This window comes from uncultured Thiohalocapsa sp. (assembly GCF_913062725.1).
Classification (GTDB): domain Bacteria; phylum Pseudomonadota; class Gammaproteobacteria; order Chromatiales; family Chromatiaceae; genus Thiohalocapsa.
The window spans coordinates 1-19,147 of the sequence record NZ_CAJXWY010000054.1; the positions used below are offsets into that span (position 1 = coordinate 1).

General features: G+C 68.7%; 22 protein-coding genes. 11 read left to right on the top strand and 11 right to left on the bottom strand.

Features of this window, described 5'->3' with window-relative positions; genetic code table 11:
- The coding region (locus QZ588_RS13905) for a hypothetical protein (protein WP_295543543.1) at window positions 1-186 on the top strand (186 nt) is incomplete at its 5' end.
- A gap of 3 nt (window positions 187-189) precedes the next feature.
- Here QZ588_RS13905 and QZ588_RS13910 read toward each other — a convergent pair.
- The 5 genes from QZ588_RS13910 to QZ588_RS13930 all read right to left on the bottom strand — a co-directional run bounded on the left by QZ588_RS13910 (window position 190) and on the right by QZ588_RS13930 (window position 3,911).
- Complete coding sequence (locus tag QZ588_RS13910) at window positions 190-825, bottom strand: RlmE family RNA methyltransferase (RefSeq protein WP_295543544.1); 636 nt, start codon at window positions 823-825, stop codon at window positions 190-192.
- A 117-nt stretch (window positions 826-942) separates the two neighbouring features.
- A complete protein-coding gene (locus QZ588_RS13915; RefSeq protein ID WP_295543545.1) occupies window positions 943-1,716 on the bottom strand; it encodes a hypothetical protein in 774 nt (257 codons plus the stop codon).
- Window positions 1,717-2,227: 511 nt separating this feature from the next.
- Complete coding sequence (locus QZ588_RS13920) at window positions 2,228-2,584, bottom strand: high-potential iron-sulfur protein (RefSeq protein ID WP_295543546.1); 357 nt, start codon at window positions 2,582-2,584, stop codon at window positions 2,228-2,230.
- Between the two features lie 254 nt (window positions 2,585-2,838).
- Window positions 2,839-3,345, bottom strand: coding sequence for a C40 family peptidase (locus QZ588_RS13925; RefSeq protein ID WP_366929577.1), 507 nt, complete (start codon window positions 3,343-3,345; stop codon window positions 2,839-2,841).
- A gap of 143 nt (window positions 3,346-3,488) precedes the next feature.
- Window positions 3,489-3,911 carry a hypothetical protein gene (locus QZ588_RS13930; RefSeq protein ID WP_295543547.1) on the bottom strand — a complete coding sequence of 141 codons (423 nt, stop codon included), beginning with the start codon at window positions 3,909-3,911 and terminating at the stop codon, window positions 3,489-3,491.
- 119 nt (window positions 3,912-4,030) lie between these two features.
- On the opposite strand from QZ588_RS13930, the gene QZ588_RS13935 reads away from it, so the two are divergent.
- The 10 genes from QZ588_RS13935 (at window position 4,031) to QZ588_RS13980 (ending at window position 14,162) form a co-directional block, all read left to right on the top strand.
- Window positions 4,031-4,423, top strand: a complete 393-nt coding sequence (locus QZ588_RS13935) for a hypothetical protein (protein WP_295543548.1) — start codon at window positions 4,031-4,033, stop codon at window positions 4,421-4,423.
- Between the two features lie 114 nt (window positions 4,424-4,537).
- The gene (locus QZ588_RS13940; protein WP_295543549.1) at window positions 4,538-5,845 is read left to right on the top strand and encodes a sodium:proton antiporter; all 1,308 of its coding nucleotides are present in this window, start codon (window positions 4,538-4,540) and stop codon (window positions 5,843-5,845) included.
- Window positions 5,842-6,846 carry a serine/threonine protein kinase gene (locus QZ588_RS13945; RefSeq protein ID WP_295543550.1) on the top strand — a complete coding sequence of 335 codons (1,005 nt, stop codon included), beginning with the start codon at window positions 5,842-5,844 and terminating at the stop codon, window positions 6,844-6,846. The genes QZ588_RS13940 and QZ588_RS13945 overlap by 4 nt, the downstream gene beginning before the upstream one ends.
- Window positions 6,847-6,889: 43 nt before the next feature.
- Complete coding sequence (locus tag QZ588_RS13950; protein ID WP_295543551.1) at window positions 6,890-7,744, top strand: alpha/beta hydrolase; 855 nt, start codon at window positions 6,890-6,892, stop codon at window positions 7,742-7,744.
- Window positions 7,741-8,889: an alpha/beta fold hydrolase gene (locus QZ588_RS13955; protein ID WP_295543552.1), complete on the top strand. Its 1,149-nt coding sequence runs from the start codon at window positions 7,741-7,743 to the stop codon at window positions 8,887-8,889. Before QZ588_RS13950 ends, QZ588_RS13955 begins: the two co-directional genes overlap by 4 nt.
- Before the next feature lie 89 nt (window positions 8,890-8,978).
- Complete coding sequence (locus QZ588_RS13960; RefSeq protein ID WP_295543553.1) at window positions 8,979-9,314, top strand: DUF4342 domain-containing protein; 336 nt, start codon at window positions 8,979-8,981, stop codon at window positions 9,312-9,314.
- Between the two features lie 10 nt (window positions 9,315-9,324).
- Window positions 9,325-9,726 carry a hypothetical protein gene (locus QZ588_RS13965; protein ID WP_295543554.1) on the top strand — a complete coding sequence of 134 codons (402 nt, stop codon included), beginning with the start codon at window positions 9,325-9,327 and terminating at the stop codon, window positions 9,724-9,726.
- 158 nt (window positions 9,727-9,884) lie between these two features.
- Window positions 9,885-10,103, top strand: a complete 219-nt coding sequence (locus tag QZ588_RS13970; protein ID WP_295543555.1) for a hypothetical protein — start codon at window positions 9,885-9,887, stop codon at window positions 10,101-10,103.
- Window positions 10,104-11,161: 1,058 nt separating this feature from the next.
- Entirely contained in the window at window positions 11,162-12,451 is a 1,290-nt protein-coding gene (locus tag QZ588_RS13975; protein ID WP_295543556.1) for a diguanylate cyclase, read from the top strand.
- Between the two features lie 184 nt (window positions 12,452-12,635).
- Window positions 12,636-14,162, top strand: a complete 1,527-nt coding sequence (locus QZ588_RS13980; protein ID WP_295543557.1) for a YdiU family protein — start codon at window positions 12,636-12,638, stop codon at window positions 14,160-14,162.
- Window positions 14,163-14,208: 46 nt separating this feature from the next.
- On the opposite strand, the gene sbcB is transcribed toward QZ588_RS13980, so the two are convergent.
- The 6 genes from sbcB to QZ588_RS14010 all read right to left on the bottom strand — a co-directional run bounded on the left by sbcB (window position 14,209) and on the right by QZ588_RS14010 (window position 19,076).
- Window positions 14,209-15,648, bottom strand: a complete 1,440-nt coding sequence (gene sbcB / locus QZ588_RS13985; RefSeq protein WP_295543558.1) for an exodeoxyribonuclease I — start codon at window positions 15,646-15,648, stop codon at window positions 14,209-14,211.
- An 80-nt stretch (window positions 15,649-15,728) separates the two neighbouring features.
- The gene (rplS, locus tag QZ588_RS13990) at window positions 15,729-16,091 is read right to left on the bottom strand and encodes a 50S ribosomal protein L19 (protein WP_295543559.1); all 363 of its coding nucleotides are present in this window, start codon (window positions 16,089-16,091) and stop codon (window positions 15,729-15,731) included.
- 5 nt (window positions 16,092-16,096) lie between these two features.
- Window positions 16,097-16,879: a tRNA (guanosine(37)-N1)-methyltransferase TrmD gene (gene trmD, locus QZ588_RS13995; protein WP_295543560.1), complete on the bottom strand. Its 783-nt coding sequence runs from the start codon at window positions 16,877-16,879 to the stop codon at window positions 16,097-16,099.
- A 74-nt stretch (window positions 16,880-16,953) separates the two neighbouring features.
- Complete coding sequence (rimM, locus tag QZ588_RS14000) at window positions 16,954-17,601, bottom strand: ribosome maturation factor RimM (RefSeq protein WP_366929578.1); 648 nt, start codon at window positions 17,599-17,601, stop codon at window positions 16,954-16,956.
- Window positions 17,602-17,637: 36 nt separating this feature from the next.
- A complete protein-coding gene (rpsP, locus tag QZ588_RS14005) occupies window positions 17,638-17,907 on the bottom strand; it encodes a 30S ribosomal protein S16 (RefSeq protein WP_295543561.1) in 270 nt (89 codons plus the stop codon).
- Window positions 17,908-18,134: 227 nt separating this feature from the next.
- Window positions 18,135-19,076: an alpha-E domain-containing protein gene (locus tag QZ588_RS14010; RefSeq protein ID WP_295543562.1), complete on the bottom strand. Its 942-nt coding sequence runs from the start codon at window positions 19,074-19,076 to the stop codon at window positions 18,135-18,137.
- Window positions 19,077-19,147: the final 71 nt, after the last annotated feature.

The window sequence follows — 19,147 nt, forward strand, 5'->3', positions numbered from 1 at the left end:
AAGTTGTTGAATACGGACATCAGCACGATGGCGATGACCACCCAGAGAATCAGATTTTTTGCCATGTCACTCACGGCCTATGCCTCTTCAGTCGCGGACGCGCGGGGCCTGATGCAGAACCTGGAATGCAGGACCGGGGCACCGCCGACGGCGTGGTTGCTGTGGGCTGTATCGGTTCGTTGGTGAACCCTAACCGACCCGAAACCCTTTTGCCACAAAATAGGTCTCTCGGCTCTGGCTGCGGGACGCCTCCGGCTTGCGGCAGACGACCTTGTCGAAACGCCCGCGTAGATGTCCCAATGTGGCGTCGAAGCCCTCGCCTTGGAAGGCTTTGACGACCAAGTTGCCGCCGGGTTTCAGGGTCTGCTCGGCGAAATCCATGGCCAGCTCGACCAGCAGCATGGATCGGGGCTGATCGACCGCCTTCGTTCCGGACACGTTTGGGGCCATGTCGGAAAGCACAAGGTCTGCCCTGCCCCCCGGGTCGCCATCGTCGAGCCAGGCCAGTGCCTGCGCCAGCACGGTTTCGTCGTGGAAATCGCCGGTGATCATATCGACCCCTTCGATGGGGGGCATCGCGAGCAGATCCAATGCCAGTACCCGGCCGCGGTGGCTCAGGGCCTGCACCGCGACCTGCGACCAGCCCCCGGGGGCGGCACCCAGATCCACGACACAGAGTCCCGGACGCAGCAGCCGATCTTTTTGATCGATTTCCAGGAGCTTGTAGGCCGCGCGCGACCGATAGCCATCGGTTTTGGAGCGACGGACGTAGGGGTCGCTGGCCTGGCGCTGGAGCCAGCGCTGACTGCTCTTGGAGCGTTTCATCGACACGAGGTGGCAAGAGGGGCGGCAAGCGCACGGGCGATGGGGACTGACAGCGACGGTGCGCACGACGTTCTAGAGTGCGCCCGTGCAGGCATCGGCGCAAGCGCGGATACCATGTCAAACGCGATCCACCCAATCGAACTCGAACAACTCCAGCAGACCACCGGCCACCGCTCCGGCGAACATGGCGGCCACCAGCGCCGCCGGCAAAACACCCGTCACCCGCAGCAGGGCGTTGGTCAGTGCACCCGTGTCGGCGACGGCGAAAATGCCGGCGAACGCGGCGAGACCGTTGGCGGCTGCCACTGCGATCACGGCAATCACCAGCCCTTCGCTGACATTACAAAAGCGCCCGCGGCCACGCACACGCACAGGCCTCGCCACCAGGACGCTCACATAGAGCACACCCGTAACGGAGACGAGGAAGGCCGTATCCGCAGCCGGTGGCAGCCGTATCGCAAGCCAGTGCTCCGCCGCCAGTAGCAGCGCCGCCGAGAAGGCGCCCGTTGCGAGACCGGCCAACGCCTTGATGCCCACATCGGCTGTGCAGCGATGCGGAAACTGCACCAGAAAGCCCACGGCGAGGCTCAGCAGGGCGGCCGCGAGACTCAAGCGCCAGGGCCCGACATCTGCACCGGCGATGGCCATGGCCACCACCGCACAGCCAGTACCAATGACGCTTGCGGTGAGCGCGAGTTGTCGGGCGCCGTAGAAGACCGCGCCGATACCGCCGGCGGCGGCGGCGGCGGCCACGCCGGCAAAACCGTCGAGCGCGGGTGCGAGCAGTTCGCGCAACACCAGGTACAACGGCGTATAGATCATGCCGATGAGGCTCCAGACGGCGGCGCGAATCAGCACGGGAGACAGGCGCAGGGGTACAGCTTGGCCCATGGTTGCGAAACTCCGGAGATGGATCCAGCCGATAGCGCGCCGAGCCGACGGTGGTGACGACACGACGGCCTGCGGCGCCGGCGACATAATTTAGTATTCGATGATACGACCGACATCGCCGCGGCTAAAGGGCTCGCCCGTCGTTTGTGCTGCGCTGCATCAATGCCGGCGGCAGCCGTCGGCGGGCGGCTCGTCAGCGGATGGGTGCGCGCGCATGTGCGTCGGTGCGCAACGCCCTGCGCTGGGCGGCGTGGGCTTGGGAGTCAGCGCCCGGAGGCGGTGGCGGACGGTCGGGATCAGGGTCGTGGCGTCGTCCTGGTGCCGTGGCCGCGGGCCGGATGGAGCCAGCCGCGCCGAAGCACGCGCCGAAAGCATGGGCGGGAGGGTGCCGCGGTGGGATGGTGCGGCCGTCGGTATCGGTTGTGGGTGTGCCGGCCCGAGCGGGCCGGCACGTGACGGCGAGCCGGGCGTGATGCCCGGGCGCCGCGGCAACTGTCGGGCCTGTTAGGCGTCAGGCCTGCTTGGTCCAGGAGGTGCACCAGCCCCCGGCGGCGACCTTTTTGCCGGGGAACAGCGTGCAGGCGACCCAGCCGTCTTCGGCATAGGCCTGATGGAACTGACAGTTGTTGCAAACCTGCTCGGCCGCCGGCAAACCCGGGCGGGCGGCGCCGGCGCGATCGGCCTGGGTTGCGTCGGCAACGTACTTGAGCGCTTGTGCGGTCGGGTCCGTTGCTGGATCGACGGCCGGCAGGTCCTGCGCGTAGGCGGCGGCGGTGGCGACCAGGTTCATCACCGGCACGGCAGCCAGGCCGCCGAGCATGGTCTTTACGGCGTCGCGACGGCTCTTGTTCAGTGGCTTATCGGACATTCTGACGTCTCCTTCTGACGTGGATGGAAGCAGTGATCGGGGGTGCGGTGACCAGAGATTCGCTGGCTGGCGCTTGCCGACCTGTGGGGCGCTCGCCCCAGTCCGCCGCGCATTTTGCAACAAGCGCCCGAAAAAGGCGAATCCGTGCACCATCTGCCCTGGCGGTCTGTGGGATATGACAACGCGACTGGGCTTGGGTTGCAGCGCAGAGGTCGCCGCCGGGTACTGCCGTGCACTGCGGCGCATGCGGGGGCTCACAGATACGTGCCCGCACCCAAATAACGCCGGCGCCAGTAGTCGTTGGACAGGCTCGCCAGGCGTACGCGCCGCTTGGACGTGGAGGCATGCACGAAGCGCTGGCCATCGATCATGAGGCCAACGTGATACTGCGACGGTCCGGTCCTGAAGAACACGAGATCACCGGGTGCCGGGCTGCGGCGAACCGGCCGCGCCGCCGCGCGCTGCTCGGTGGAGATGCGGGGGATGCGCACACCCGCGGCGGCATGGGCGAACTGGGTCAGGCCGCTGCAATCCAGACCCTCGCTCGGGTCTGAGCCGCCATAGACATAGGGTGTGCCCACCTGAGACAGCGCTGCCGTGACGACGCTGACACGCTGCTCATCCAGCCCGGTGAGATCCAACAGCTCGCCGCCGATGCTCACCGTCCGCGACGGCGTAGCGCCGCAGCCACCCAACAGGACGAGCAGCGCCAGGACGACCGCTCGCTCGACGAACGTCGCCGGAACGTCAGACTGCAGCATTGAAGTAACTTCCCCACAGTGTATTCTAAGTCTCTAGTGCTTATGACTATTAGTGGGAAATGCAGTGACTGTCAAGTCCGGTTGGGCGGTGCGCCGCACGCGGCGACGGCACTCGAGCCGCCGTCACACAGCCGTCGCGGCGCTCAATCTTCGGTCCAGCTGAAGCGCACGATGAGGTCGTCCCAACTGCCTGGGAAGTCGCCCCCGTCCTCGCAGTTGATGACGACCCGACGCTCCCCCTCTTCGCTCTCGGCGCAGACGTTGAGGTCGCTCACCACCCAGTGGTCGGTCTGCAGCGCCATGCAAGCGACGTTGATCGGCGTGTGCTCAAAGGTCCGCGAGCCGGCGCCGATGGTGCGCTGATCGCCGCGGCCCTGCCACTCGAAATGCATGTGGCCGGCGGCATCCCAGATGCGGCACTGCTGGAGCATCTTGGCGTTGACCAGCGCGTGCACGGTCACGGGACGATCGGTGGGCACTGCGACCTGCACCATACGGGTGCCCGGGCGCATGTCGGTCTGAGCGTGGAGTGCGTCGTCGACATGGATGATGCGTACGTCGTTCATAGTGTTGCCCTCTTGATGAATCGTCTACATTAGCATCCGGCACCACGGCGGTGGTCCATCGTTGTAGTCAGCTCGCGCCTCGCCTAATCTTGTGGCGCATCGCCCAACGGAGCCGCGCCATGCCCGTCGCGCTGAAACCCCGTCGTCTTGGTCTCGGTGGATCGAGCTTTCTCGAGCTGACACCCGACCCGGACTGCCCCCGACGCTATCTGGTGCGCTTCTGCGGCTTCGACCGCGACCGTCGCGCCCAAGCCGTCACGGAACGCGCACGCGTGCGCCTGTTGCTCGCCAGCCAGCGCGGCCAGGCGGCACACCCCTACCCCCTCCCCGCCCGCGTGGTCATCGGCAGCATCGACAGCCGGGGCTGGCACTGCGGGCGCTCGCCCTACGCGGCAACACTGGCGGCGCTGCCCGCGGTGCAGGCGCACATCGACCAATTGCTGGAAGATCTGTCCCTGCGGGTGGCGCTCGCCGCCGCCGCCAACGAGCGCGCAGCGCCGGCGCACGACTGAAGCCGTTGGCGCTGACCAGGCCCAGACTGCGACCTTGCCGGCCCCCGCATGCGATGATATCGCCCGCCCAAGCACCGCCACCCCGTACCCCAGCGAGCCGGAGCCGAGACCGTCATGGCCCTTTTCGACATCGTCGCGATCCTGATCACCCTGTCGGCGGTGTTCAGCTGGCTCAACCATCGCTACCTGAAACTGCCCACGGCCATCGGGCTGATGCTCATCGCGCTGCTGGTGTCGCTGGCGCTGCTGCTGCCCATCCCCGGCAGCGACGGCCTGGAGCGCGACGCCCGGGTGATGCTGGACGGCATCGACTTCGACGTGGCGGTCTTGCACGGCATGCTGAGCTTTCTGCTCTTCGCCGGGGCGCTGCACGTCAACCTGTTCGACCTCGCCGAGCAGAAATGGGTCATCGCCACGCTGGCCACCGTGGGTGTGCTCGTTGCGACCTTCCTGGTGGGCACGGCGGCGTTCGTGCTGTTCTGGCTGCTGGGACTGGACGTGCCCTACATCTATTGTCTGCTGCTCGGGGCCCTCATCGCACCCACCGACCCCATCGCCGTCCTTGGCATTCTCAAGCGCGCGGGGGCGCCGAAGAGCCTGGAGGTCAAGATCACCGGCGAGTCGCTGTTCAACGATGGCGTCGCCGTGGTGACCTTCCTGGTGCTGACGGAGATCGCCTTCGGCGGGGAGCAGCTGACGATACCGGGCGTGCTGGCGCTGTTCGGCAAGGAGGCCATCGGCGGGCTGGCGTTCGGCCTCGCCGCCGGCGCGCTGGCCTACCTGATGCTGCGGCGCGTCGACAACTATCAAGTGGAAGTGCTTATCACGCTGGCGCTGGCCGCCGGCAGCTACGCGGCGGCGGAGCACCTGGCGATTTCCGCCCCCATCACCGTCGTCGTCGCCGGACTGCTCATCGGTAACCATGGGCGCAGCGGCGCCCTGTCGCAGCTGACGCAGGAACACCTGGACAACTTCTGGGAGCTGGTGGATGAGGCGCTCAACGCCGTGCTCTTCGTGCTCATCGGCCTGGAGGTCCTGGTGCTGACCCTAAGCGCGCAATACGTGCTGGCGGGCGTGCTGACCATCCCGTTGGTGCTGCTGGCGCGGGCCGTCAGTGCCGGCCTCCCCATTGCCATGATGCGCCGCTTTCGCAGCTTTTCGCCCGCGGTGGTGACCATCCTCACCTGGGGCGGGCTGCGCGGCGGTATCTCGGTGGCCCTGGCGCTGTCCCTGCCGGAGGGCGAGACCCGCGACCTGCTGGTGACCGTGACCTATTGCGTGGTGGTCTTCTCCATCCTGGTCCAGGGCCTGACGCTGGGGCCGGTGGTGCGCGCCATGGCCGGGCGCGCCGAAGTCGAGATGGGGCGCACCGCGCGAGCGGCGGTGATCACCGGCGACACCGCCAACCCGGTCCAGCCATGACCCGCCCGGACACCGCGCCCGATCCCAGACCCTACGCCGATCTGACGCCGGATCGGGTGCTCGACGCCGTGGAGTCCATCGGTTTCAGCGTCGACGGACGCCTGCTGGCGCTGAACAGTTACGAGAATCGGGTCTACCAGGTCGGCCTGCACGAGGCGGCGCCCGTCATCGCCAAGTTCTATCGCGCCGGGCGCTGGACCGACGCACAGATCCAGGAGGAGCACGCCTTCGCCCAAGCCCTGGCGGACGCCGAGATTCCGGTGGTGCCGCCAATCGCCCGCCAGGGGCGCACGCTCTTTCGGCATCAGGACCTGCGCTTGTCACTGTCCCATCGCCGCGGCGGCCGTGACCCGGCGCTGGACGATCCGGCGGTGCTGCGCCGGCTCGGGCGTCTGCTGGCGCGGCTGCACAACGTCGGCGCCGCCGCGCCCTTCCGCCACCGCCCCACACTCACCATCCACAGCTTCGGCGAGGCCCCCGGCGCCTACCTGCTGGACGCCGGCTGGGTCCCGCCCGAGCTGGAGCCCGCCTACCGCTCGGTGCTGCAGCAGGCCCTGGGCGAAGTGCACGCCTGCTTCGAGCGCGCCGGGGCCGTCACCCAGCTGCGCCTGCACGGCGATTGCCACCGCGGCAATATCCTCTGGACCGACGCCGGCGGCCATTTCGTGGACCTCGACGACGCCCGCACCGGCCCCGCCATCCAGGATCTCTGGATGCTGCTGGCGGGCGAGCGCGCCGAGATGGCCGGCCAGCTCGGCGCCGTGCTCGCCGGCTACCGGGAATTCCGCGACTTCGACCCCCGGGAGCTGCACCTGCTGGAGGCCCTGCGCACCCTGCGGCAGATTCACTTCGCCGCCTGGCTCGCTCGTCGCTGGGAAGATCCGGCCTTCCCCGAAGCCTTCCCCTGGTTCGCCGAGCCGCGCTTCTGGCAGGATCAGGTGCTGTCCCTGCGCGAGCAGATCGCCGCGATGCAAGAGGGGCCGCTGGCGCTGCTCGATTGACCGCGACGGGGGCGTCGACGTCATCGGCGGGGCCGCCTCACCCATGCGTATGCTCGCAAGTCTGCTCTCCATCGCCGCCCAGATCGCCGCCGGTGCGCTGCTTCTGGCATTGCTGGTGTGGCTGCTGCAGCCGAAGCTCCTGTTCCGTCCGTTCCCGGTGCTGATCGGCAATCCCGCGCATTGGGGCATGGACTATGAGGATGTCTGGCTCACCACCGCCGACGGCGAGCGCCTGCACGGCTGGTTCGTGCCCGCGCAGCCGCCGTTTGCGCAGCGCCGGCGGGCACGCCCGCAGACGCTGCTGTTCCTGCACGGCAACGCCGGCAATGTCTCCCACCGGGAGGCGTCGGTGGCGATCTTCGCCGAGCTCGGGCTCGACGTGCTCATCATCGATTACCGCGGCTACGGCCAAAGCGGCGGACGGCCCAGCGAGGCCGGACTGTATCAGGACGCGGATGCGGCCTGGCACTGGCTGACCCACGACCGTGGCATCGCCCCCGCCGACATCGTGGTCTTCGGCCGCTCCCTGGGCGGGGCCGTCGCCGCCGCCCTGGCGGCACGGGTACGCCCCGGCGCGCTCATCGTCGAGTCCAGCTTCGCGGACCTCCGGGCCATGGCGAAACGGCACTACCCAGTGCTGGCCCGCCTCGTGCCCCTGCGCTACCACTTTCCAACGGCCACCCGCATGGGGCAGGTACAGGCCCCGGTGCTGGTGCTGCACAGCCCGGACGACGGCGTGGTGCCCTACGACCAGGGTCGGGCCCTGTTCGCCGCCGCCAATGCGCCGAAGCGCTTCGTGGACCTCACCGGCGGCCACAACGAGGGCTTCCTGGACAGCCAACCCCACTACCAGCGGGCGTTGGCCGACTTTCTCGACTGGCGACCGCCACCGCCATGAAGCATGCCAACGCAGAGGGGTCGATCGGGCTCCTGCGAAGCCCCGCCCGAGGTTGGGGCACCGCCCTCGGCTCCCGGCTGAGCGCCGGCCTAAGCCCAAGGCCGAGCCATCCCTGCTGTGCCCAGGCGCCCGCGGCCCTGGGCCTGGCCCTGGCCCTGGCCGCCGCCTTGAGTCTGTTCGGCTGCGCCAGTCCACGGCCCCTGAGCACCGTGGAGCCGGTGCTGACACCGGCGCTCACCGCGGCATCCGTGCGCATGCCGGATGGCTTTCGCCTGCCGCTGCGCCGTTGGGGGCCGCCGGTGGACGCGGCAACGGAGACCGTCGCACTCGCGCTGCACGGCTTCAACGACTATGGCCATGCCTTCGCGCCGCTGGCGCGGCGCTTGTCCGCCGACGGCGTGCGCGTCTATGCGGTGGACCAGCGCGGGTTCGGTGCCGGGCGGCTCACCGGACGCTGGCACGGCGCCGGGCAGCTGACCGCGGACCTGCGTGCGCTCATCCGCGCCCTGCGGCGGCGCCACCCGCAGGCCAGGCTGGTGGTAATGGGCGAGAGCATGGGCGCCGCGGTGGTGCTCGCCGCCCTGGCCGACAGGCCGCTGGACGCCGACGGGCTGGTGCTGATCGCACCGGCGGTCTGGAGCCGCGACAGCATGCCCTGGTATCAACGACTGGCGCTGGACACCGCGGTGCGCATCGCACCGGGCAAGGTGCTCACCGGCGAGGGCGTACCGATCCACCCTTCCGACAACATGGAGATGCTGCGCGACATGGGCGCGGACCCACTGGTGCTGAAGGGCGCGCGCGTGGATGCGCTCTGGGGCGTGACCAATTTGATGGACCGGGCGGTCGCCGGCGTCGAGCGGTTGCATGGCCCGGTGCTGCTGCTCTATGGCGAGCATGACCGCATCATCCCGCCGGCCGCCTTTTGCCGCATGCTCGAGCGGCTGCCGGCGAACGCCGACGGCCTCCAGCTGGCGCTTTACCGCCACGGCTGGCACATGCTGGCGCGCGATCTCCAGGGCGCCAGGGTGCGCCACGACATCGCGCACTGGATTCGCGATCCGGCGGCACCCCTGCCCTCGGACGAAGCCGTCGGCCCCGATGCCCCCCGGCTGCAGCGCTTCTGTCGCAGCCCGGGCAGCTGAGCGATGCGGTGTCGCCCGCGGCGATGAATCTCGGTTATAGTGATGTATTTTCCGCGCCCACCCAGTCCCGAGCCCGAGCAACCGAGAGCATGAGCAAAGGCAAGCGCACCATCACCGAGCGTTTCAGCATCGCCGGCCACGAGCTGGTGGATTTCGTCAAGCAACTCATCGCCGACGGCAATGTGCGCCGGCTCATCATCCGGCGCCCCAGCGGCGAGGCGCTCCTCGAGGTGCCGCTCACGGCGGGTATCGCCGTCGGCGGCGCGCTGACATTGCTGGCGCCGGTGATCGCCGCCGTCGGCGCCATCGCGGCACTGCTGGCAAAATTCGAAGTGGACGTGGAGCGCATCGACGAGCCGCCCCCCTACCTGGATGAAGGCGAAGACCGGCACTGGGACCGCCTCGAAGACGACGAGCGCCGCTGAGCCTGGCCCGGTGCCGACCCTGTTCTCAATCGTCGAGGCGCCCACCCACCCGCGCCTGTCGGACCTCTACCGTCGCCTCGGTCTCGCGGAGATGCGGCTGCCGTCGCAGCGCAAGGCCATCCAGGCGCTGAAGCGGGTGACACCCGCATGGGTGGTCGCGGAGTTCTTTTACGGCTTCGGCAACAACTACGCCGGGGCCAATGTCAGCAACCTGGATGTGTTTCTGTCGAGTCTGCAAAAGCATGCACCGGCGGCGCGGGTGATCGTACTGGTGGCGCCGGACCAGGCCCGCTACGTGCCGCTGCTCGCGGCGCGCTTTCCACTGCATGCCGTGCTGACGCAGCCCGTGCGCGCGACGGCCATGGAGACCATCCTGCATGCACCGGACGCCGCCACGGCAGCGCCTGCCTGATCCGTGCCAGCGCACATCTGGCCCACCCAGAACCCAGCCCAACCAGAACCCAGCCAAACCAGAACCCAGCCCAACCAGGATTCACCCCGGCCGGGACCGGCCCCACCCAGTCACCTCAGCAATCATCCCAGCAGTCATCCAAGCGAGACCGACGAACGATGGAACAGCTCAAGAAGACCGACACCCACCGCATCTACAAAAAACGCTCCGGGCGGCATGCGGTCAAGGACATGAAGACCAAGCAATGGGTGAACGGCGACGACAAGGCCGCCATTCTCCGCGCCGAGGGACTCGTCGAGCCGCCGAAGCAGAAGGCGCCGGAGCCCGAGGCCGACGCCGCTGAAGCCGGCGCCGACACCGACCAGCCCGAGCAGTAAGCCCGGCAGGTGCTGCGGCGGCACGGGCATGCCGCCCATGGCGACTCCTCGGAATCTCAGTAGAGTACATGCGGCCCGTGCCTTCCGCCGGGCCATCGCCTGAATACCCCCGCGATTCCATACATCCAGCGCCCACGACAGCACTGACTTGCCAGCGCCCAGTCTATGCTCGCGCTAAGGGGCTCATAGACCGCGTCCTTCCGGCCGGAGGGCACCGAACCCGTCAACAACGGGAGTGGCGGCGGGCTCGCGCTCATCGGCTGCGGCCTCTGACTGACGCCGATGCTGCGGGCCGAGCATCTCTGGACTGAGACCCGCCCAGACATCGCCCCATTGGTCCGTCCAGCCAGCGTAGGATCTGGTTTCGGTATCCACCGAGGAGCAAGACGAGGTCGAGCTCGCGGGGATGGGATACGCCGTCAACGCCCGACCGCGAGGCTGACGGACGTCGTGCACGGTGCGGGGCGCGTGCATGTCCGGGTGCTGGGGTGAGAGCGCCGGCGCCGCTGGCAGACGAGCAGGGCTGCGCCGTTGTCTGCGGGACAGAGACCTCACTGGACGCAACCGGCCGGACGCACCAGCACACCCACCGCGGTCTGCCGCGGCTTCGCTCGCGGTTATCGCTCACATTGCGGACAGCCGTCACAAAACTGCGCAGTGGCTACCGCTATGCTGAAGACAGCGGAGCCAACCGAAGGCGTGTACGAATATCGAGGGCCCGACGAGCCTCCGCGATACCCCGCCGAACGAGCGCGTCGCAAGGCAGGCAGCGCCACAGGAAAGGCGCATCCAGGAATATCCTCTAATGCTTGGCAGCCACGGGAACGTTTCTCCGCGGCGACAGCGGCAGCGACGCCTGCGGCCTCGCCGCAGATCGTCCCCGGCGCCTGCCGCCAGCGACCGCCGCCGCCCGGGCGGACGCCGGCGACGGGCCACTCCCCGGCCAGGATCGACAGACCTGTCACATGGCTCCACAGCCCCCCATACAACCCGATCTCCAGTCGGCCGAGGCTCTTGCGGTGGCAACCTCTATCGCCGAGATCCAGCCGGACGGTCGCATGGCCTTCAGCTTCGTCAGCGACCGCTGGCTTCAGCTGTACGGCCTGAGCCGAGCGCAGTTCATGGCCGATCAGGGCTTGGCCATTGAGCGTATTCATCCAGACGATCGCCAAAGCGTGTTCAATAGCCATCGGCGAGCCTTGGCCGAGCGGGTCGCGTTCAGCTGGGAAGGCCGGCTGCTGGTGCGCGGCGAGATCGTTTGGGTGGCAATCGAATGTCATCCTCGCAGTACCGAGACCGGACAGCTCGTCTGGCACGGCGTGATGATCGATGTCTCGGCCCGCAGGCGGGCCGAGATCCCATCGCTGGCCGTCCAAAACCAGCAGCGCGCGCTGTTGGAACATCTGCCAACGGCCGTTGCCGTCACATCGCTCACGCCCCCACGCCGCGTGTTGTACGTCAATCGACAGTTCCTGCGCGCTTTCGGCTACACCCTCGAGGACATACCGACCGTCGCGGATTGGGCGAGGCTTGCCTATCCCGACGCGGCCGACCGAGCCGAGGCCATGGCCTCCTGGGACGCCGCGATCGCCGAGGCCACAACGGGGGATGGCCAAATCGACGGGCGCGAGCTCAAGGTGATCTGCAAAGGCGGTGCGGCGCGCGATGTGATGATCAGCGCCTCAGTCATCGATGACATGCTGATTACCGCGTTCGTCGACATCACCGCGCGCAGACAGACGGAGCGGCGGTTGCTCACCGACCGCGTGCGCGCCGAGCAGGCACTGATCGCCGCCAAAGAGGAGGTGGAGATCGCCAATCAGGCGCTCAAGGCAACCAATTTGGAACTGAAGGCGCTCGCCACCACGGACCGACTGACGGGCGTCCACAATCGCTGGTCGTTCGAGCAGGCTGTCCTGACCGAAGCAGAGCGCCTGCATCGCTACGGCGAACCCTTGTCGCTCATGCTGTTCGACATCGATCATTTCAAATCCATCAACGACACCCACGGACACCAGGCGGGGGATCACGTCCTGGCGGAGCTGACCCGGCGCATCCGTGCGCACCTGCGAGCGATTGATGTGCCCGCGCGCTTAGGCGGCGATGAATTCGCCGTGGTGCTTCCCCACTGCGATATCGCACAGGCCCAGGAGGCCGCGGAGAGACTGCGCGCGCTGATCGAAGGGGAAGAGTTCCAGGACGTCGGCCGCGTGACGTCGAGCTTCGGCGTCGCGCAGTTCGTGCCCGATGACACCCTCGATACCGCGCTCAAGCGGGCCGATGACGCCCTCTACGCGGCCAAGGCGGCCGGACGCAATGCCGTGCGCGCGGATCACCATCCAGCATGATGGGCATCGGCGCCGGCGGGCCCTTGCCCCGCCAATGCTGGGGCTGAACAGCGGCGCGAAGCCCCGTGGCCCAGGCACGATGCGGGCACGATGCGGGCATTGTCCCCTCCAGGCAGGGTCCGCACTTTGCTAGATCTGAGCAAATGAGTCGGGAATAGCCGCCCGCAGAAGCCAAGGATCCTTCATGACCAGACCGAGCACCGCCGCCGCGCCCGCTCCCTCTCCGCTGCCAGCCTTCGAGCACAGCTACGCCGGGCTGCCCGGGCATTTCTATGCCGACATCGCACCGACAGCCGTCGCCGAGCCCGCCCTGCTGCGCCTGAATCGGGCGCTGGCGGCGGACCTGCAACTGGACGCCCACTGGCTGGCGAGCGCCGACGGCGTGGCCATGCTCGCCGGCAACCGGCTGCCGGCGACGGCCCGCCCCATCGCCATGGCCTATGCGGGGCACCAGTTCGGCAACTTCGTGCCGAGCCTGGGCGACGGCCGCGCCATTCTGCTGGGCGAAGTCATCGACCGCCACGGACACCGCCGCGACGTCCAGCTCAAGGGCGCCGGGCGCACGCCCTTTTCGCGCTCAGGTGACGGCCGCGCCGCGCTCGGCCCCGTGCTGCGCGAGTACATCTTGGGCGAGGCCATGCACGGCCTCGGCATCCCCACCACCCGCGCCCTCGGCATGGTCGCCACCGGCGAGCCCGTGTTCCGCGAGCGCCCGGAGCCCGGCGCCATCCTCGCGCGCGTCGCAGCGAGCCACATGCGCGTCGGCACCTTCGAATACTTCGCCCGCCGCGGCGACACCGACGCCGTGCGCACCCTCGCGGACTACCTGATCCAGCGTCACTATCCCACGCTGGCCGACGACGCCGAGCCCTACGCGGCGCTGCTCGCCGCCGTCGCCGCCCGCCAGGGCGAGCTCATCGCCCGCTGGCTGCTGGTGGGCTTCATCCACGGCGTCATGAACACCGACAACATGGCGCTGTCCGGCGAGACCATCGATTACGGCCCCTGCGCCTTCATGGACGCCTACGACCCCAACCAGGTCTACAGCTCCATCGACCGCTTCGGCCGCTACGCCTACGGCCAGCAGCCGAGCATCGGCCTGTGGAACCTCACCCAGCTGGCCAACTGCCTGCTGCCGCTGCTGGACGACGACATGGACGCCGCCAAGACCAAGGCGCGCACGGCCCTCGACGCCTACGGCCAGGCCTTCGAGCCCGCCTACTACGGCGGCCTGCGCGCCAAGATCGGCCTCACGGACGACCCCGGCACCGACACCGGCGCCGACGATGAGCTGGTGACCGACCTCCTCGGGCGCATGGCCCAACACGGCGCGGACTTCACCAACACCTTCCGCCTGTTGAGCGACGCCAGCCCCGACGACCCGGGCACGCTCGAGCCCGTCCGCAGCCTGTTCGCCGAGCCCGCCGCCTTCGACGACTGGGCGAGCCGATGGCAGGCCAGGCTGACCCCGCACAACGAGCTCGACGCCGAGCGCCAGGCCCGCATGCGCGCGCTGAATCCGGCCTATATTCCGCGCAATCACCGCGTGCAGGCGGTCATCGACGCCGCCACCCAGGGCGGCGACCTGACACCGCTGGAGCAGTTACTGGCGGTGGTCTCCCGGCCGTACGAGGATCATGCCGAGCACGCCGAATACCGCAATCCTCCGGCGGCGCATGAAGTGGTGCACCAGACCTTCTGCGGTACCTGAGACGCCGCCGGCGCCGCGGCCGCGGGGCGCGCGCGGCGGGCGGGCGCTACACGCCGGCGTCCATCACCCGCTCACCCCACTGCGCCAGCGCCGCCAGCAGCCGTTGCTTGGCCGGGTCGTCGGCGTGGGCCTCGGCCAGCTCGGCGAGGCGCCCCTCGAAGGCGTCGATGGCGATGGAGGCGCCCTGTTCGGGGTCGGTCAGGCGCTCGAAGCGCCAGGCATCCCAGTCCTCACGCTCGGCCTCGGTGAGCGTCTCGGGCCAGTTGCGCGCGCGCATCCGAAACAGCAACGTCGCCAGCCGCGGGTCTTGGAAGCGGGGGTGCTCGCCGGCGAGCGCCTGCGGGCTCAGGTCATGCAGCCGGGCCATTTCACGGACGTCGGCGTCGGCGAAGAAGCCGCCGCCGTAGAGCATGCGCTCGGCATCCCGCGGGCCCGTATCCGGCTCGCGCCGATGGACTTCGCGCACCTTGGCGGCGATGGCATCGGCATGTTGGCGAATGACGGCCGCATGGGCGCTGACCGTGGCGACGTCGATGTCCCAGCGCGCCGCGGCCTCGGCATCCAGGGTCTTGATGGGTGCGAGCATGGGCACGGCGTTGGTCTTGAGCCCCTTCAGGGGGATGCGCTCGACACCCTCGGGCAGCGCGTCGCTGGCGGCAAAGACTCGGGCGCGAATCTCATCCGCGGACAGGTCCAACAGCAGCGTCGGGTCGGCGCGCAGATCGAAGCACCAACGCTGCTTGGGGTTGTCCTCGGCGCCGGCCACCATCAGCACGGGTGCGATACAGCCCTGCGCGGCGGGAAAGCGTTGGGAGACGTGCAGCAGCGGCTCGCCGCGGTCGATGAGGTCGTCCACCACCTTGCGCGAGCGCAGCGTCAGCGCATAGTCGAAGAGCCGCGGCTGGGCGGCCTTCAGCAGGCGCGCCATGGCGATGGTGGCGCGCACGTCGGCCAGCGCATCGTGGGCGCCCGCATGCGCCACGGCGTTGGCGGCGGTGAGATCTTCCAGCTTGAAGGAGGTAACGCCGGGCTCGCGTTCCGGCCACTGGATGCCCCCCGGGCGCAGGGCATGGGCAAGACGCAGGACGTCGATCAGATCCCAGCGGGAGTTACCGTTGCGGTGCGTGTGGGCGTAGGGCGGCAGCAGGTTGCGGTAGAACAGGTGGCGGGTGATTTCGTCGTCGAAGCGCAGGCTGTTGTAGCCGACGCCGCAGGTACCCGGCACGGCCAGCTCACGCTCGATGGCGCGGGCAAACACCGCTTCCGGCAGGCCCTCCTGCGCCGCACGCTGGGGTGTGATGCCGGTGATCAGACAGGCGTCGGGCTGCGGCAGCAGATCATCGGCGGGCCGGGCGAAGATCACCAGGGGCTCGCCGATGGCATTGAGCTCGGTGTCGGTGCGCAGCCCGGCGAACTGACAGGGGCGATCGACGGCCGGGGCGCTGCCCCAGGTCTCGTAGTCGTGCCAGTAAAAGGTCTCGGACAAAGGTTGACCCACGCAGATCGGCGGTGGCGGCGGGGTGGCGGCGGCGCACGGGCAGCGCCACCCGCCACGGCCGCCGGTGGTCAGCTGCCCGCGCGGGGGCCGACCTTTTCTTTGATACGCGCCGCCTTGCCGGTACGCCCGCGCAGGTAGTAGAGCTTGGCACGTCGCACATCGCCGCGGCGTTTCACCTGGATGTCCGCCACCGCCGGGCTGTAGGTTTGGAATACCCGCTCCACCCCCTCGCCGTGGGAAATCTTGCGTACCGTGAAGGCAGAGTTCAGCCCGCGGTTGCGCTTGGCGATGCAAACGCCCTCGAACGCCTGCAGGCGCTCGCGGTTACCCTCGGTGACGCGCACCTGCACGACCACCGTGTCGCCGGGGGCGAAGTCCGGCACGGACTTGCCCATCTGCTCCCGCTCGAGCTCTTCGATAATGTTGCTCATGTTCGCTATGGCTCCTGTTCCGCAGCCTGTTCCGGATCGGGACCGCCGCGGTCCCGCATGAAGTCGTCCAATAATGCCTGGTCTGCCGCGCTCAAACCGCGGGCCCGCAGCAAATCCGGGCGCCGCTCCCAGGTGCGCCCAAGGGCCTGCCGCCGCCGCCAGCGGGCGATGGCGGCATGGTCGCCGCTCAGCAAAACCGCCGGTACCCTGTGTCCATCCACCATCTCAGGGCGGGTGTAGTGCGGACAGTCCAGCAGGCCATCGCCATGGGAGTCCTGCGCCGCCGAATCCGCATGACCGAGTGCCCCGGGCAGCAGCCTGATCACCGCATCCATCACCACCATCGCCGCCAGCTCGCCACCGCTCAGCACATAGTCGCCGATGGACCATTCCTCGTCGACGCAGGCCTCGATGAGGCGCTCATCGACGCCCTCGTAGCGGCCCGCAAGCAAAATCCAGCCCGGTGCGGATGCGATGTGGCGCATGTCCGCCTGGGTCAGCCGTCGCCCCTGTGGACTCAGGTAGGCGACCCGGCTGGCGCAGCCCGCCGCCGCGGCGGCCGCTTTCGCAGCGTCGATGGCCGCCCGCAGCGGCTCCACCTTCATGACCATGCCGGGTCCGCCGCCGTAGGGGCGATCATCGACGGTGCGCTGCGCATCCGTGGCGAAGTCCCGTGGATTCCAGGTTGTCAGTGTCGCCAAGCCCCGGGACAGGGCGCGGGCGACGACACCCTCGGCACTGAGGATGCGAAACTGCGCCGGGAATAAGGTGACGACGTCGAAACGCATCGATGACCCCGATTTGGACCCCGACCCGGGGCCCCGATCTGACCGCCGGCGCCGGTCGCAGTCCAGCATCGGCGTTAGAAATCAGGATCCCAGTCCACCAGGATTCGACCCCCTGCGAAATCCACGTCCCGAACGACCTGTTCCCAGACGAAGGGCAGCAGCCGCTCGCGCTCGCCCTGGACCACCAGCACGTCGTTGGCGCCGGTGGCCAGCAGGTGACTCACCCGGCCGAGCTGGACGCCATCGCAGGTGCACACGGCGAGTCCTTCCAGATCCACCCAGTAAAATTCGTCTGCCCGCGGCGGCGGCAGCTGCTCGCGCCGCACGGCGATGGTCTGACCCTTGAGGGCCTCCGCCGCATCCCGATCGTCGCAGCCGGCCAGCTGCGCGATCAGCGCCTTGCCATGGCGATGTCCGGCGACGACCGCGACTTCGCGCCCGCCCACCAGCCACGGCTGGTACGCGAGGATATTCTCCGGCGGCGCGGTGTCTGAGAACACCCGCACCCAGCCCCGTACCCCGTGCGGTGAGCCGATGCGACCCAGCGCGATGCGCCGATGCCCGGCACTGGGTTGGGCACTGGGTTGGCCACTGGGCGCAGCACCCGAGCCATTGCCCGGTCCTTCGCTCGCCCCGGCGCCCCGTTCGCTCCGCGGCTCGTGGGTGTCTTGGGCATCCAGCCCGCCGCCGGCATGCTGCCCGGTGCCCACAGCCGAGGCCATCGCAGCCGCAGCGCAAGCCGACGCCGAGCGCGGACCCTAGGCCTCCAGCGCGGACGCCTCCGCCTGCTTGGCCGCCTCTTTGATCAGGTGCGCCACGCGCTCGGTGGGCTGCGCTCCCTGGCTGATCCAGTGCTGGGCGCGGGCACGATCGAGACGCAGGCGCTCGGCGCCGCCCTTGGCGCAGGGGTCGAAGAACCCGATGCGCTCGATGTTGCGACCGTCGCGACCACGGCGAATGTCCGCGACGACGATCTGGTAGAACGGCTTCTTCTTGGCGCCGCCACGGGAAAGGCGAATCTTGACCATCTTGTGATGTCCGGTTGAGCTGCTTGTTGGACTGCTGAAGATCCTGGCTCCGCACCGCTCGATCCGCCACCGCTGGCGCGAGCAGGCGTAGCGCTGCGCCGGGCGCAGGGAAACCCGCAATAATACACGAACGACAGAAAACGGAAAGGGCCTTTGTGAGCCGCCGGTCTGCTCCGGTTGGCTGCGGCGCCGGCTTGGATGCGATTGTCGGGCGACCGGGGTGCCCCCTACGGCTCCACCACCGACGGCGGCGGGAACCAGGTGGCGGCGATCTCGTCGTGCAGTGCCGCGATGCCGAGCTGCACATCGTCGACGAACTGGTGGAGCTGCGCCTGGCTCAGCGCCGGCAGGTCGGCCCCATCCAGCAGCCGGGCGATGCGTCCCACCTCGCGCAGCGACGTGTCGTTGCGCGGCAGACGCTCCAGACCCGAGCGCGCGTGCTCGATACACCAGCGCACCGAGCGCGGAAACTGCGGATTCTTGAAAATGAACCGCAGCACCGGGCCGCGCTGCACACGGATCTGCTCGCTGCGGCGGTACATTTGGTAAGCGGTCATGGACTTGAGCACGCTCACCCACTGAATGTTGTCGTAGGGACGCCCCTCATCGGTCTGCGGCAGCAGGTTGGCGGACTGCACATCGGCGATGCGGGTGGTCATGTCGGCGCGCTCCAGATAGCGCCCGAGCCGCAGGAACTCGAAGCCCTGGTCATGCAGCATGGTGCCATCGAGCAAGCCCGCCAGGGTCTGGCAGCGCAGCACCAGCTCGCGCAGATAGGCGTGACGACCGGTCTTGGCCAGGCCCTTTTGCAGCTCGCCGGCGGCGAACAGGTGCAGCCCGTTGATCTGCTCCCAGAACTCCCGCGGTACACTGTCCCGGATGGTGCGGCAGTTCTCGCGCGCGGCGGCGAGCACGGTGACGATGGAGCCGGCATGACGCTCGTCGCCGAGCAAAAAGCGCACCACCTGACGCTCGCCGTAGTCCTTGTAGTATTCCTCGAACAGGGCATTGGCGCCGGTGATATCCACCAGCGGCCGCCAGCCGGGTGCCACGCCCTTGGGCAGGTCCAGCAGGAGGTTGGCGTTGACGGTGACAATGCGGGCAGTGTCCTCGGCGCGCTCGACATAGCGGGCGAGCCAATAGAGGTTCTCGGCGACGCGGGAGAGCATGTGCGGGTTTCCTGCTGATCTGGAGGCGCGGTCGGGCGACTGGCTCAGGCGACGGCTGCCGATCCGTCAGT

Bases quoted from the DNA above. Each gene is read 5' to 3' on its own strand.
- rplS (WP_295543559.1), bottom strand. From the start codon at position 16,091: ATGAGCAACATTATCGAAGAGCTCGAGCGGGAGCAGATGGGCAAGTCC.
- QZ588_RS13950 (WP_295543551.1), top strand. From the start codon at position 6,890: ATGCGTATGCTCGCAAGTCTGCTCTCCATCGCCGCCCAGATCGCCGCC.
- QZ588_RS13930 (WP_295543547.1), bottom strand. From the start codon at position 3,911: ATGAACGACGTACGCATCATCCATGTCGACGACGCACTCCACGCTCAG.
- QZ588_RS13940 (WP_295543549.1), top strand. From the start codon at position 4,538: ATGGCCCTTTTCGACATCGTCGCGATCCTGATCACCCTGTCGGCGGTG.
- QZ588_RS13980 (WP_295543557.1), top strand. From the start codon at position 12,636: ATGACCAGACCGAGCACCGCCGCCGCGCCCGCTCCCTCTCCGCTGCCA.
- QZ588_RS13915 (WP_295543545.1), bottom strand. From the start codon at position 1,716: ATGGGCCAAGCTGTACCCCTGCGCCTGTCTCCCGTGCTGATTCGCGCC.
- trmD (WP_295543560.1), bottom strand. From the start codon at position 16,879: ATGCGTTTCGACGTCGTCACCTTATTCCCGGCGCAGTTTCGCATCCTC.
- QZ588_RS13955 (WP_295543552.1), top strand. From the start codon at position 7,741: ATGAAGCATGCCAACGCAGAGGGGTCGATCGGGCTCCTGCGAAGCCCC.
- QZ588_RS13970 (WP_295543555.1), top strand. From the start codon at position 9,885: ATGGAACAGCTCAAGAAGACCGACACCCACCGCATCTACAAAAAACGC.
- QZ588_RS13945 (WP_295543550.1), top strand. From the start codon at position 5,842: ATGACCCGCCCGGACACCGCGCCCGATCCCAGACCCTACGCCGATCTG.
- QZ588_RS13960 (WP_295543553.1), top strand. From the start codon at position 8,979: ATGAGCAAAGGCAAGCGCACCATCACCGAGCGTTTCAGCATCGCCGGC.
- rpsP (WP_295543561.1), bottom strand. From the start codon at position 17,907: ATGGTCAAGATTCGCCTTTCCCGTGGCGGCGCCAAGAAGAAGCCGTTC.
- QZ588_RS13925 (WP_366929577.1), bottom strand. From the start codon at position 3,345: ATGCTGCAGTCTGACGTTCCGGCGACGTTCGTCGAGCGAGCGGTCGTC.
- QZ588_RS13910 (WP_295543544.1), bottom strand. From the start codon at position 825: ATGAAACGCTCCAAGAGCAGTCAGCGCTGGCTCCAGCGCCAGGCCAGC.
- rimM (WP_366929578.1), bottom strand. From the start codon at position 17,601: ATGGCCTCGGCTGTGGGCACCGGGCAGCATGCCGGCGGCGGGCTGGAT.
- QZ588_RS13975 (WP_295543556.1), top strand. From the start codon at position 11,162: ATGGCCTTCAGCTTCGTCAGCGACCGCTGGCTTCAGCTGTACGGCCTG.
- QZ588_RS13920 (WP_295543546.1), bottom strand. From the start codon at position 2,584: ATGTCCGATAAGCCACTGAACAAGAGCCGTCGCGACGCCGTAAAGACC.
- QZ588_RS14010 (WP_295543562.1), bottom strand. From the start codon at position 19,076: ATGCTCTCCCGCGTCGCCGAGAACCTCTATTGGCTCGCCCGCTATGTC.
- QZ588_RS13935 (WP_295543548.1), top strand. From the start codon at position 4,031: ATGCCCGTCGCGCTGAAACCCCGTCGTCTTGGTCTCGGTGGATCGAGC.